Here is a 13,042-nt window from a genome sequence, read left to right on the forward strand (position 1 = left end):
CTCTCCCTGTCACTGCGCCGTCGTCACGCGTTCACCGCGCTCGGCATCCGCTGCGTCTGCGCTGCCTCGATCAGCCGCTCCTTCGACCCTAAGAAGTTGCGGCCGCGCTCGCCTTCGAGCGAGTCCGCGATCAGCGCGTGCCATTCGGCGCGCTCGATCCTGTAGGCGGCCGGATTGCAGGAGATGCCGAGCCGCGCCATGAAGTCCTCGAGATCGTCGGCCGCCCGCGCCAGGTCGGCGCCGAAGATTTGCTTCAAGCTGTCCTCGCAGAGCCCGCCCGCCCCTTTGACGCTGCGCAGCACCATCGGCAGCGAGAACGAGCAGGCAATGCCGTGCTGCACGCCGTGCCGCAGCGTGATCGGATAGGACAGCGAATGCGCGATCGCGGTCTTGGTGTTGGAGAATGCCAGGCCTGCGAACAGCGCCGCCTGCGCCATTCGGCTGCGCAGCTCGAGATTGCCAAGGTCGTTGGCGAGCTTCGGCAGCACGTCGAGGATGCTGCGCGCCGCGGCCACCGCGTGGTTGGCCGACACCGGGTTGTTGTTGACGTTCCAGATGCTCTCCAGCGCATGCGACAGCGCGTCGAGCCCGGTGCTGATGGTGAGAAGCTGCGGCTTGCCTAGCATCAGGCGCGGATCGATCACCGCATGGGTCGGATAAAGCGACGGACGCGCCAGCGAATATTTCTTGCCGTTGGCCTCGTCCCACACCGTGCCCCAGCAGGTCACCTCGCTGCCGGTGCCCGCGGTGGTCGGCACCGCGATGATCGGGATCGCCGCGAGACGCTCGGCGCCCTGTTGCGTCTCCAGATAGGTCTTGACGGTCGCGAAGTCGCCGCCGGCGGCCGCGAACACCTTTGCGGAGTCGATCACCGAGCCGCCGCCGAGCGCGACGATCACGTCGGGCTGCCTCGCGAGCCCGGCAAAGCGCGCAGTCTGCTCGGTGAGCAGGCGGTAGTCCGGATTGGGCGCGACGTCGCGGATGGTCAGGATGGACGGTCCCGCCGCGGCGCGCAGCCGCCGCTCGAGCTCGTCGAAGACCGGCTCGCCATAGGTCACGAGCGCATAGGCGCGCTTGCCGATCAGTCCCGGCAGCTTGTCGAAGCTGTCGGCTCCGAATTCGATCCTCACCGGGTTGGAATAAGTCCAGTCCATCCGCGCGTCCTCCGTTTGGCGCGAAGGTACGGCGCCGGATGCTATTGACAAATTCATTCTACGGATGCGTTCTATTGATTATGTCAATAGTGTTCAGCCAGCTGCGCGCCTTCCATGCGGTCGCCACCCATGGCGGCTTCACCGCGGCCTCGCGCGTGCTCAATGTCGGTCAGCCGACGCTGACCATTCAGGTCAAGGAGCTGGAGGAGAGCTACGGCGTCGAGCTTCTGATCCGGAAGCCGCGGCACACCGAGCTCACCGAAGCAGGCAGCGCGCTGGTCGAGATCACCCGCGGCATCATGACGTTCTGCGACGAGGCGCACGACCTGTTGGCCGCGCACGGCAAGGCCACCAAGGGACACCTGCGGGTCGCGACCGTCGGGCCGTTCCATGCCACCGAAATCATCGCAGCATTCAAGCGCGATCATCCGGAGGTGCAGATCTCGACCCTGCTCGGCAATTCCGAACGCACCTTCCGCCACATCGTCGACTTCGAGGCCGACGTCGCGATCCTGGCGGAGGTGCCGGAGGATCCGCGCGTCACCATGATCCCCTACCGCACCCACCGCGTGATCGTGTTCGTCAACCGCGATCATCCCTGGTTCAAGCGCAAGTCGGTGAGGCTGCGCGAGTTGGCAGATCAACCGATCGTGCTGCGCGAGCGCGGCTCGACCACGCGGCGCGCGTTCGAGGCGACGATGCAGGCCGAGGGCATCAGCATCGAGCCGGTGTTCGAGATCGAGAGCCGCGAGGGCGTGTGGAAGGCGGTCGAGCGCGGCCTCGGCATCAGCGTCGTTGCCGACTTCGAATTCGTGCCGCATCCCAACCTGCGCGCCCTGGAGATTAGCGACCGCACCATCAAGACCCAGTACAGCATCGCGCATCACAGCGGGCGCGGTCATTCCCCGATCATCAAGGCGTTCATCGACACGGTCCGGCGGATGAAGGGTCGTGATGCTACCGCGAGGGGGTCTTCGGCCCGGGCTTGAGTGCGAACAGCGCAAGAAGCGCAGCCAAGCTCAGAGCCGATGTGACCGCAAGCGTGTAGCCGCCGAGCGGCGAGATCAGGAATCCGAATATGAGGGGCGCGAGTGCTTGAGACAGTCGCGACGGCGCGCCGAGGAGTCCCAGGCGGTAGCCGTAATCCTTCGGACCGAATATCGCCAGCGGCAGCGTGCCGCGCGCGATCGTCAGGATTCCATTCCCCGCGCCGTGCAACAGCGCGAACACCCCCGCGAAGCCACCGCCGAACAGGCCGATGACACAGGCGCCCAAGGGATGTGTGATGCAGGCCAGGCGCGCCGACCAGAGCGGATGGAAGCGCTTCAGCAGGCTCGCTTCGACAATGCGCGCCGCCACCTGCGCCGGGCCGATCAGTGCGCCCGCCGCGATCGCCTGCGCCTGCGTCGCGCCGAGCGACTCCAGAATTCGCGGCAGATGAACCGCCATCGCCGACGTCACGCTCCAGGCGGCGGCGAAGGCAAAGGCGAGCAACACCATCGCGCGGTCGATGGCGATGTGCGGCTTCGGCGTGTCGGCCGCGATCCGATGCTCCCGCTTCAGCTTGGGGATCAGGAGGCCGTTGAGCGGCAAGCAGATCAGGATGTGCGCCGCCGCCCAACCGAAACAGGTCCAGCGCCAGCCGATGGTTGCGAGCCCCCACGCACTCAGCGGCCAGCCGATCGTGCTGGCGAAGCCCGCGATCAATGTAATGCCGGTGATGGAGCGGCGGGCGGCGTTGCCGTAAATGCGCCCGAGCGCTGCGAAGGCTGCATCATACAGGCCGAGGCCCATGCCGACGCCGAGCAACAGCCAGCTCACCGCCATCAGCACGGCGCCCTGCGACAGCCCGAGCAGGATCAGCCCCGACGCCAGAATGAGGTTCGACGCGCAGAGCACTTCGCGTCCGCCCATCCGGTCGATCTGGCGGCCGACGCGCGGACCGAGCAGCCCGGAGATCACCAGCGCCATCGAGAACGCGGCGAACAGCCAGTTGGTCGAGATGCCGAGGTCTCGCGCGATCGGGTCCGCGAGGATGGCGGGCAGATAATAGCTCGACGCCCAGGCAAGCGTTTGCGTAGTCCCGAGCGCAACAATCAGGACGTTGTCTGCACGGCGGCTCATCCGGCGCGCGCGCCCGGCGTCCTTGGCGGGACCACTTCACCGTCTTCCTTGACGAACTGGCCGATGTCGGCCACGGCGAGAAGATCGAGCACGGCCTCGGACGGCCGGCACAGTTTCACGCCCTTCGGCGAGACCACGATCGGCCGATTGATCAGGATGGGATGCGCGATCATGAAATCGATCAGCTCGTCGTCGCTCCATTTCGGATTGGCAAGGTCGAGCGTCGCATAAGGCGTGCCTTTCTCGCGGAGCAGCGCGCGGGGCGTGGTGCCCATGGCCTTGATCAGCGCGATCAGCGTGTCGCGCGCGGGCGGATTCTTGAGATATTCGACGATCTCGGGCTCCTCCCCGCTTTGGCGGATCATGGCCAGGGTGTTGCGCGACGTCCCGCAATCGGGATTGTGGTAGATCGTGATCGTCATCGGATTGCTTCCATCTTCGTTTCGGTCTGCCGCAGGAGCCACGTCATCAGCGCCAGCGCGACCATCGCCCCCAGAATCTCGGCGACGATAAATCCAGGCAGGTCCTGCGGGCGGATACCGGAAAACGTATCGGTGAATGATCGCGCGATGGCAACGGCTGGATTGGCGAAAGACGTGGACGCGGTGAACCAGTAGGCGGCCGTGATGTAGAGCCCGACCAGCCACGGGATAGCGGCCTCGCGAAACCGCAGGCCACCGATGATCGTTGCGACCAGGCCGAACGCGGCAACGAATTCCGCAAACCACTGCGGGAACCCGGTCCTCGCCTTGGCGGAGAGCTCCAGGAGCGGCAGGCCGAACATGGCATGCGCGACCATCGCACCCAGGATTCCCCCGAGCACCTGAGCCGCGACGTACTGCGCGGCGTGCGGCGGGCGGAGTTCGCCCTTGAGTGTGAACACCAGCGTGACCGCCGGATTGAAATGCGCGCCGGATATCGGTCCAAGGATCGTGATCAGCACCACCAGGATGGCGCCGGTCGGTAGTGTGTTGCCGAGCAGCGCCAGCGCCACGTCCTTGGTCAGGGTTTCTGCCATGATGCCGGAGCCAACGACGGTCGCGACCAGAAGCAACGTGCCGAGACCTTCGGCCACAAGGCGCCGTGGCAGATCGAAATCGCGCATCAGGCACGCGCCTTCTTTTTGCTCGTGGAAGGCTTGCACTGGGCGGCGGCGAGCGCCGGCGCGCAGATCTCCGGGTGGCCCGCGCAGCAATCCTTCATCAGGAAGGCAATGAGGTCGCGCAAACCGGTGAAATCCGCCGAGTAGATGATCGAGCGCGCCTCGCGGCGCGGCAGGATCATGCCCGCGTGTTCGAGGTCCTTCAGATGGAACGACACGTTGGATGGCGACACCTCGACCGCCTCCGCAATCGCCCCCGCGGCCATCCCCTCAGGACCGGCCTTGACCAGCAATCGCACGATCCGCAGCCGCGTTTCCTGCGACAGCGCGGCAAACGCGGTTCGGGCTTGACGCTCCTCCATCTTTCGATAATCCTACAATTCAATAATCATTGAAATGAGAATAGCAGCCATGGACACGCTTGCCAATACCCGTTCGATCGTTGGCGCCCTGCTTCCGGTGGAAGAGCTGTCATCGGCAGCTCTCCTTTCCAGCCTTGAGGCGCACAAGGAGAAACCGCTGATCTTCAGCTACGACGGCCGGGACGTCCGCCCCAGCTACCACGTGACCGAAGTCAGAACCGGTTCATTCAGGGCGCTCGATTGCGGCGCGAACCCGGAGAGCTGGAGCGAGACCTTCATTCAGCTCTGGGATATCGAGGAGGAAAACCGCGGTCACATGCCGGCCGGAAAGTTTCTTGCGATCATCCGCAAGGTCGACGAGGCCGTCGGCTTCGACGCGCAAGCCAGGCTGACATTTGAGGTGAGCGACGGTGTTCGGCCGATGCAGATCTATCGCGCGGAACGCATGGAGACCGGCGACGCTGCGATCCGCGTCTATCTCTCGGCGCGCCCGTCGAGCTGCAAACCGCGCGACCGATGGATCCAGGAACAGCAATCCTGCTGCGCACCGAAAGCCAAACAGCCGTGCTGCGGGTGATGGATATCTGAGCGCTTGCCGGACAAATCCCGGACGGAACCGGGAGTGTCACCCGGATTGGCGCTCGCGGTCGCGGGCTCATGCCGGAAATCGCCCACCGCTGATTTGCCCGACAGCGCAAGCCCCCGCGATGAAAAGAGCGCGATTGAGAAATTGGGACCGTCAACGGCACCGTTCGTCCGGACGCGCTCGTAGCGAACGTTGTATAAGCTCGACAGCGAGACTTGGAGCCTCGCTGTCGCTTCGCATCCAGAACCGCTAGCCGATCCGCGCAGCCGCACGGGAATCGTAGCCCGGGCTCTTGATGATGCCGTGCAACTGACGCCTACGGGCTCCCATGTTGCCGCCATCATACAGGGGAAAGCACATCGCGTCGTTCATAAGCTCCGCCAGGGGGTGCATGTCGGTGTAGCTATCGACACCAACGACCCGCATGGCATCATAGACGACATCGACGCAGGTTTCCGAGCAGAACACCTTCGTCATGACAGCAAGCTCGTGCTCCTTGCCCTTGGTTCGGTCGAACTGTTGGCATGCTTTCCAAGTCAGGTAACGGCAGGCTTCCATCCTCATCTTCATGTCCGCCAGCATGTATCCAACAGTTGGATATTCGATGATCGGATGCGGTCCGGAGCGTGAGTCGTTTTTCGCGAACTCGAGCGCATGGTCAAAGGCCGCTCGCATGACCCCGACGCACGCTGCACCGATCAAAGCCGCGGTCCACGCAAAATTGGTGGAGACGATTTTTATGCCGTCGCCGGGCTCGCCAACGATATTGCCGGCCGGCACTCGGACATTTTCGAATTTCATCCGCGGCGAAATTGACGCGCGATGTCCGACCGTGTCGAGCAATCCGGTGACTCTCACTCCGGGGTCGCTGCCGGGAACCATAATGACCGCCAGTGATTCCTGGGCGCCCTTGTTTGGATTCGTTCGGCAGACGACAGCATAGAGATGGCAGTTCTTTCCGTCCCACCCCGTCCCGTTGGTCGTGTAGTGCTTTTCCCCGTTGATGACCCATTCGTCACCTTCACGAGTGGCGAAGGTCCTCACGCCAAAACGTGGATCAACCGCATCAAAGTTTGCACCGCCCGTCACCTCGGTAAAGGCCAGTGCGGCAAGCCGTGTCCCGTCCGCGACGAAATCGGGAAGAAATCGTTTCTTCTGGTCTTCAGTGCCGAAGAAAATGATTGGCTTAACCCCAAGCCCGGTGCCGAGAAGCGTGCTGGGAACGTTGACGTCTACTGCCGCGAGCTCTTCCGCAGCCAGAGCAAAATCCAGAGTTGAAACGTCAGTGCCGCCATACTCCTTTGGGAAAAGTCCCTTTACAAAACCCGCCTCGACGGCCTTCTTATGGAACGGACGCGTCGCGTAGAAGCGCTCGTCCGGCTTGCCGTACTTCCGGATCGTTGGCCGCACGTCCTTCAATACGGTCATCGCAAACTCGCGTGCGCCTCGTTGCAGCGCAGCTTGATCCGGACTAAGTGCGAACTCGATGCTCATGGCAGGCCCCGTCAGGTTGATTGATGGGCGGATGTCAGCAAGAAGTGAAACTCCCGTCTTGGACGCGAGTGACAATTTAGTTGTCCTGGAGTGTCGTCTCCGCTGCCCTGCGGACGTGATCGCCTGCCAATCAGAGAATGGGCGCCGGCCGTCTAAATTTTGTACTTGATCGCGCAACCGGAGAGACTAGCCTTTGAGTTTGACTGCGACTTCGTGAGGATTGCTGCCGACGGAGTGACGCGATGCCGTTCTGGACCACGCACGATCTTCCATCTGATCAACAATTCGGCTTTTGGCGCGAGGTGCTGTGCCAGGCGTTCATAACACTCAATCCTACGCGTAAATCCCGAGGCGCCTTTTCGGGCAGCGTCGAGGCAAACCTGCTGTCCGATGTGAACGTTACGAGACTTCTAACGGAGGAGCACCGTGTCATAAGGGGCGCCAAAGAAATTCGAAAGACGCCGCTCGAATACTATTTTGTGAACATGCAGATCAAAGGCGATGTGTTGGCGAAGCAGCGAGGGCGCGAGGTCCTGATAAAGCCGCACGAATTCTATGTCGTGGACTCGACCGAGCCGTACGATCTTGACTATAGATCTGATCTTGAAATCTTTTCCTTCAGGGTCCCCAAGCGGCGACTTGATCCCCTCTTAAAGAATGCGTCGGGCTCGACGGCAATCCGTGTCTCGCGAGAGACCCCAACAGGTCGTCTCGCGGTGGATTTCCTGCAATCCGTTCTCGAGCAGCCGCAGCTTCCTCCGGAAGCTGGAGAGACACTCGCGGATATGATTGCGAAGCTGGTCGCATTATCATTGGGCGGATCATCTCAGGTCGTTGAGACGGCCGAGCCGTCCGCACGAAGGGCGCTTCTGGGTTCCATCCTCAGGTATATCGATGTGAACTCGAGCAATCCTGCGCTGTCGGTCGAAGCTGCATGCCGAAGATTCCACATCACGCCTCGCTACCTCCATCGGCTTTTTGAAACAGCGGGAACGACGTTCGGCGCGACCATCCGGGAAAAACGTCTCAAGCGCTGCGCGTTCGAACTGTCCCGCACACCCGATCGCCCGATTGCTACAGTCGCATTTGCGTGCGGCTTCAACGACATCTCCTACTTCAATCGCCTGTTCAAGAAAACGTTCGACGCATCACCCACCGAGTATCGCCGGATCCACCTCCACGAGCGGTAAGCGTGGGCTGTCGGAATTGCCGATCACTGAGTTGCCCGACGGGTCAAGCCCTCGGAGCAAAAATATTTCGCTTTATCCGAAGGGCAACTCAATGTATGAATAACCCGTCTCACCTGATCGAGGGGCGCTGCGCATCGTCAGGAGTGTTGCGGTGAGATGCGGTGGACGCCGAGGTCACGACCGACGACGCGTGACCGAGGCGGACGGTGAAATCGTGCAGGCCTGACGCCCTAGCGGCAGGTGTCTCTTCGCAGGACGTGAATGCGTCGTTGCGAAGACGGTGACAAAAAAGCCCAGTCTCGCCGGGGAGAGCACGTATAAGCCGTAACCCATCGCGCAGGGAAAGCCGGGTTGTTTCCGGTTACACCTGTGGTCCTACCCCCCGTGCTTCCTACCTTTTGCACGGGGCCCATGGGTGCGATCGGCACCCGGCTTTCCCTGCGCCCTCTGCTCAAGAGAGGGCGAAACGAAATCCAAAGCTCGGACAATTCATGCCGCGAGAATGCGGAAGTTTGACTCACAGCCAGCGCAACAAACTCACCGTCGTCCCTACGAAAGCAGGGACCCATAACCACAGATCGCCATTGTTGCGGGACGGTCGAACGGCGAGTCCCGTTCACAACACGGGCCGCAGAGTATGGGTGCCTGCTTTCGCAGGGACGACACCGAGATTGCAGCAATGATGGCGAACGACGCCCTACCCGCTCAAGCCGCCGTCGGCTCGCTCGACAGCGCGGCGAACACCGTCTCCGGCGAATGGGCGATCACCGCAAGCAGCGCGCGGGCAGGTCCGCGCGGCGCGCGCTTGCCCTGCTCCCAGTTGCGGATGGTTTCCACGGGCACGCCGAGCTTGGCGGCGAATTCGAGTTGGGTGAGCTGGGCCCGGCGGCGCAGATCGCGCACGGCCGGCTGCGCGGCGGCAGGCTGCATCGCCGCCTGATCGGGATGTGCGGGCACGAGCGGGATTTCCTGCCCGTCGCGCAATTCGACGATCCGTCCGTCCGCCTTGAGCCGCAACCGCTGCATGATGGCCCCCGTGATGGCCCCTTGGAGATAGCGGCATCATCGATGAAGCGCGTTAAGTTCGGATTAACGATAAGCGGCCCGGCGCGGCTCGCGCCCGAACCACGCGCCGCCCTGCCCGCGCGCGCGTTACTTGAGGCCGAACCACAGCGTGGCGATGCCGAGGAACGAGAAGAAGCCGACCACGTCGGTGACGGTCGTGACGAAAGTGCCGGAGGCGACCGCGGGATCGGCCCGCACCCGTTCCAGCACCATCGGGATCAGGATGCCGCCGAGCGCGCCGGCCACCAGATTGCAGATGATCGCAAGCCCGATCACGATGCCGAGGCCGGGGATCTTGAACCAGGCCACCGCGGCGACGCCGGTGATGACGGCAAAGGCGATGCCGTTGACGAGCCCGACCATGGTCTCGCGCAGCACCACGCGCATCGCGTTGTAGGAGCCGAGCTCGCGGGTGGCGAGCGCGCGCACCGCGACCGTCATGGTCTGGGTCGCGGCATTGCCGCCTTGGCTCGCCACGATCGGCGCCAGCACCGCGAGCGCCACCATCTTCTCGAGCTGGCCCTCAAACAGGCCGAGCACCGACGAGGCCAGGAACGCGGTGGCGAGATTGACCAAGAGCCAGTTGAAGCGGCCGCGGGCGATGGTCCACACCGTGTCGGACAGCTCTTCGTCGCTGGTGACGCCGCCGAGCGCCTTCAAGTCCTCGTCGGCCTCCTCCTCGATCACGTCGACGACGTCGTCGATGGTGATCATGCCTACCAGCCGGTCGATGGTGTCGACCACGGGAGCTGCGACCAGATTGTACTTGCCGAACATCCGCGCGACCTCCTCCTGGTCCTCCAGCGCGGAGACCCGGCGGCGGTCTTCGTCGATCAGGTCCTTGATCGGGACCGGGCGGCGCGCGCGCAGCAGCACGTCGAGCGGCACGGCGCCGAGCAGGTGCTTGTCGGCATCGACCACATAGATTTCGTAGAAGCGATCCGGCAGGTCCGGCGTGTCGCGCATGTAGTCGATCGCCTGCCCGACATTCCAATCCGGCGGGACCGCGATGAACTCGGTCTGCATCCGCCGGCCGGCGGAATTCTCCGGGTACAGCAGGCTGCGCTCGATGTCCTCGCGCTCGGCCGCCGGCAGCTTCTCCAGGATCTCTTCCTGATCCTCCTCGTCGAGGCTCTCCAGCAGCTCGACGGCGTCGTCGGATTCCAGCTCCCTGACGCCCTCCGCAACCGTCTCCGGCTCAAGTTCCTCGAGGATCTCCTCGCGGACCGTCTCGTCGACCTCGTTGAGCGCCGAGAAGTCGAAATCGGTGCCGGTGATCTCGACCAGGGTGACGCGGTCGTCCGGCGCCAGCGCCGCGATCAGGTCGCCGAGATCGGCCTCGTGCAGTTCCGCCACCACCTCGCACAGCAGCGGCCGGTCGGCGGCGTGGATGGCCCGGGTGATCGCCGCGACGAATTCGCCGCGGAGCTCACCCTCCTCGTTCCGCATCGGCATCCGGGCCAGCGGGTCGGCCTCGGCGGGTTCGGCAGCGTCGAAATTCTCGGCCATGCCGTGTTTCGCCGGTTTGACAGGAGGGGAAAAACTGGTTGGATGAGTGCGGAACGGATTACCCAATCGGCAGGGGCCAGTGCAATGAGAAAGATGTCGGGCGCACCGCGACCGCTCCAGAAGGCTTTCGCGGCGCTGGTCGCGCTCGCGCCTGTTGCACTGTGCGGCTCGGCGCACGCCGCCGAATGCCAGCGCAAGGACGCGCTCGGCACCTCACGTGTGCTCGAGGTCGACCCTGCGACCTATCCGCGCGTCGGGCTAAAGAGCTTTCCGCAGACCCTGCCGCTCAGGGATGGCGAGGTCGTGCTGACCTTCGACGACGGACCGACGCCGGGGGTCACCGACAAGGTGCTGACGGCGCTGGCCGCCGAATGCGTGCAGGCAACCTTCTTCATGGTCGGCCGCAACGCGGCCGATCATCCCGATATGGTCCGCAAGATCGCGCGCCTCGGCCACTCCATCGGCTATCACAGCTGGGACCATCCGCATCTCAACAAGATGCCGACGGATCAGGCCGAGGCGAACATCAACCGGGGAATCGAAGCGGTCCAGACGGCCCTGCGCGGCACCGCAAGCACGGTCCCGAGCACGCCGTTCTTCCGGTTCCCCTATTTCGAATCGACACCCGCCCTGCTGGACCACCTCGAAAAGCGCGGTATCGCGGTGTTCGGAGCCGATTTCTGGGCCAGCGATTGGAACAAGATGACCCCCGAGGAGGAACTCAAGCTGCTCACCGGGCGGCTCGAAGGCCACCGCAAGGGAATTATCCTGCTGCATGACCCGCAAATGCGGACAGCCGAGATGCTGCCCGCCTTCTTGAGGTACCTGCAGGAGCATAATTACCACGTCGTCCACATCGTCCCGCCGGCGATGAAAACCGTGTCCGACCGGACACATTGAACCCGGGACCCAAGGTGGATTACAGACCGTTAAGGCGGCATTCATCGCGCCGCACCTAAGGATTCGTTAGTGCGTTTGGAATGCGGCCGAGATTCGATGATTGCAAACGTCCTGGTGATGATCCGGAAGCGGTCGCAGACCGTGGTCCGCGCGGCGCTGCTGGGCTGCGGCTTGATGACGCCGTACGCTGCCCTCGCCGCAGACTGCGCTAACCCCAACGCACTCGGCACCTCGCGGACCCTCGTCGTCGATCCCAAAGAGCATCCCCGGATCGGCACCATGCAGTATCCGGAGACCTTGCCGCTCGCCGATCACGAAGTGGTACTGACCTTCGACGACGGACCGCTGCCGAAGTACAGCAACCAGGTGCTGGCCATTCTCGCCAGCCAGTGCGTCAAGGCGACCTTCTTCACCATCGGGTCCCAGGCCCGGTTCAATCCAGAGGGCGTGCGCAAGCTGATCGCGGCCGGACATACCGTCGGCACGCACAGCCAGAACCATCCGCTGACGATGAACAAGATGCCGCTCGAGAAGGTGCGGCAGGAGGTCGACGACGGCATCGCCTCGACGCTCGCCGCGCTCAATGGCGACAAGAGCAAGCTCGCGCCGTTCTTTCGGATTCCCGGCCTGATGCGCGCCGAGATCCCGGAGGCCTATCTGGCGTCACAGGGCATCCAGGTCTGGAGCGCCGACTTCCCCGCGGACGACTGGCGCCACATCTCGCCGCAGCGGGTCTATGACCTCGCGATCCAACGGATCGAAGCCAAGCGCAAGGGCATCCTGCTGCTGCACGACATCCAGCCGCGCACCGTTGCGGCGCTGCCGCGCATCCTCAACACGTTGAAGGAGCGCGGCTACCGGATCGTTCATGTCGTGCCCGCAACGCCCGATCGCCCGGCGACGCCGACCCAGCCGCAGCAATGGTACCTGCATCCGCCGACCGAGACGGTGGCGACCACGCGCTGGCCCAGGATTCCGAATTTCGTCTTCACCGCGACGCGGACGCTGCCTGCCCCGGTGCTTGCCGACATGGATTGGCGCGATGCCGACATCCTCGACCACGCACAGCGCGCCCGGGTCGCGATGCCCGTCCGCACGTTGTGGCCGCAGCCGCAGCTTGCGCGGTTCGCATCGGTCTCGACATTGCCGGTCCCGGCGTCCGACGTGTTCCGCGTTCCCGAAGCGCTCGACCGGACCCTGCTCGCAGCCCGAACGGCGGCCGATCGCCGCCTCGCGCGGCGCGCGACCGTTGGCGTTGGCGTATCGCGCGCGCAGGCGTTCTCCGCGCGCCAGGCCAGGCATCCGAAGCAGGCTGCGCATCAGGCGCCCAGCGCGGCGCACGGCAGAGCCCACGGCGCACCCTTGCATGTCGCGCCGCCGGCCGCGGAGAATGCTTCAGTCCACGTCGCCAATAATGTGAAGAGGCGCGCGCCGCGCGCCGAGGCGTCGGCTGGCAGGCGCGTGCCTGATTGACGGGATCTAGTGTCCTGAACCAGAAGTTCGCAACATCGCGTCGTGTTTTGGCGGGGCATTGTAGCGGCAGAAGCGCTCGATGG

Annotated in this window: 13 protein-coding genes; 5 read left to right on the forward strand and 8 right to left on the reverse strand. The window is 64.0% G+C overall.

What is annotated here, in order from left to right; translation table 11 throughout:
- Window positions 1–23: 23 nt before the first annotated feature.
- The gene (gene psrA, locus QJT82_RS33740; RefSeq protein WP_028343376.1) at window positions 24–1,154 is read right to left on the reverse strand and encodes an iron-containing alcohol dehydrogenase PsrA; all 1,131 of its coding nucleotides are present in this window, start codon (window positions 1,152–1,154) and stop codon (window positions 24–26) included.
- Window positions 1,155–1,234: 80 nt separating this feature from the next.
- Between psrA and QJT82_RS33745 the strand changes: the two genes are divergently transcribed.
- A complete protein-coding gene (locus QJT82_RS33745) occupies window positions 1,235–2,143 on the forward strand; it encodes a LysR substrate-binding domain-containing protein (protein WP_035632696.1) in 909 nt (302 codons plus the stop codon).
- Here the strand turns inward: QJT82_RS33745 and QJT82_RS33750 are convergent.
- The 4 genes from QJT82_RS33750 to QJT82_RS33765 are packed head-to-tail and all read right to left on the reverse strand — an operon-like array spanning window position 2,112 to window position 4,742.
- Window positions 2,112–3,278: an MFS transporter gene (locus QJT82_RS33750; protein WP_028343378.1), complete on the reverse strand. Its 1,167-nt coding sequence runs from the start codon at window positions 3,276–3,278 to the stop codon at window positions 2,112–2,114. The two genes, QJT82_RS33745 and QJT82_RS33750, sit on opposite strands and share 32 nt — an antisense overlap.
- On the reverse strand, window positions 3,275–3,700 hold the full coding sequence (gene arsC, locus QJT82_RS33755; RefSeq protein WP_028343379.1) for an arsenate reductase (glutaredoxin): 426 nt from the start codon (window positions 3,698–3,700) through the stop codon (window positions 3,275–3,277). The genes QJT82_RS33750 and arsC overlap by 4 nt, the downstream gene beginning before the upstream one ends.
- Complete coding sequence (locus QJT82_RS33760) at window positions 3,697–4,383, reverse strand: MIP/aquaporin family protein (protein ID WP_035632698.1); 687 nt, start codon at window positions 4,381–4,383, stop codon at window positions 3,697–3,699. Before QJT82_RS33760 ends, arsC begins: the two co-directional genes overlap by 4 nt.
- A complete protein-coding gene (locus QJT82_RS33765) occupies window positions 4,383–4,742 on the reverse strand; it encodes a metalloregulator ArsR/SmtB family transcription factor (protein WP_028343381.1) in 360 nt (119 codons plus the stop codon). Before QJT82_RS33765 ends, QJT82_RS33760 begins: the two co-directional genes overlap by 1 nt.
- Window positions 4,743–4,791: 49 nt before the next feature.
- On the opposite strand from QJT82_RS33765, the gene QJT82_RS33770 reads away from it, so the two are divergent.
- The gene (locus QJT82_RS33770) at window positions 4,792–5,319 is read left to right on the forward strand and encodes a DUF6428 family protein (protein WP_028343382.1); all 528 of its coding nucleotides are present in this window, start codon (window positions 4,792–4,794) and stop codon (window positions 5,317–5,319) included.
- Window positions 5,320–5,577: 258 nt separating this feature from the next.
- Here the strand turns inward: QJT82_RS33770 and QJT82_RS33775 are convergent, their stop codons facing one another.
- The gene (locus QJT82_RS33775) at window positions 5,578–6,822 is read right to left on the reverse strand and encodes an acyl-CoA dehydrogenase family protein (protein ID WP_028343383.1); all 1,245 of its coding nucleotides are present in this window, start codon (window positions 6,820–6,822) and stop codon (window positions 5,578–5,580) included.
- Window positions 6,823–7,064: 242 nt separating this feature from the next.
- Between QJT82_RS33775 and QJT82_RS33780 the strand changes: the two genes are divergently transcribed.
- Complete coding sequence (locus tag QJT82_RS33780; protein WP_028343384.1) at window positions 7,065–8,012, forward strand: helix-turn-helix domain-containing protein; 948 nt, start codon at window positions 7,065–7,067, stop codon at window positions 8,010–8,012.
- Window positions 8,013–8,717: 705 nt separating this feature from the next.
- On the opposite strand, the gene QJT82_RS33785 is transcribed toward QJT82_RS33780, so the two are convergent.
- Together QJT82_RS33785 and mgtE are read right to left on the reverse strand one after the other, a co-directional pair.
- On the reverse strand, window positions 8,718–9,038 hold the full coding sequence (locus tag QJT82_RS33785; RefSeq protein WP_028343385.1) for a helix-turn-helix domain-containing protein: 321 nt from the start codon (window positions 9,036–9,038) through the stop codon (window positions 8,718–8,720).
- Window positions 9,039–9,164: 126 nt separating this feature from the next.
- Window positions 9,165–10,586, reverse strand: coding sequence for a magnesium transporter (gene mgtE / locus QJT82_RS33790; protein ID WP_028343386.1), 1,422 nt, complete (start codon window positions 10,584–10,586; stop codon window positions 9,165–9,167).
- An 84-nt stretch (window positions 10,587–10,670) separates the two neighbouring features.
- Between mgtE and QJT82_RS33795 the strand changes: the two genes are divergently transcribed.
- Together QJT82_RS33795 and QJT82_RS33800 are read left to right on the forward strand one after the other, a co-directional pair.
- Window positions 10,671–11,486, forward strand: coding sequence for a polysaccharide deacetylase family protein (locus QJT82_RS33795; RefSeq protein ID WP_051448069.1), 816 nt, complete (start codon window positions 10,671–10,673; stop codon window positions 11,484–11,486).
- A gap of 96 nt (window positions 11,487–11,582) precedes the next feature.
- Window positions 11,583–12,959, forward strand: a complete 1,377-nt coding sequence (locus tag QJT82_RS33800) for a polysaccharide deacetylase family protein (RefSeq protein ID WP_028343387.1) — start codon at window positions 11,583–11,585, stop codon at window positions 12,957–12,959.
- Window positions 12,960–13,042: the final 83 nt, after the last annotated feature.

The sequence above is a fragment of the Bradyrhizobium sp. Mp19 genome (assembly GCF_029952935.1).
GTDB lineage: Bacteria > Pseudomonadota > Alphaproteobacteria > Rhizobiales > Xanthobacteraceae > Bradyrhizobium > Bradyrhizobium elkanii.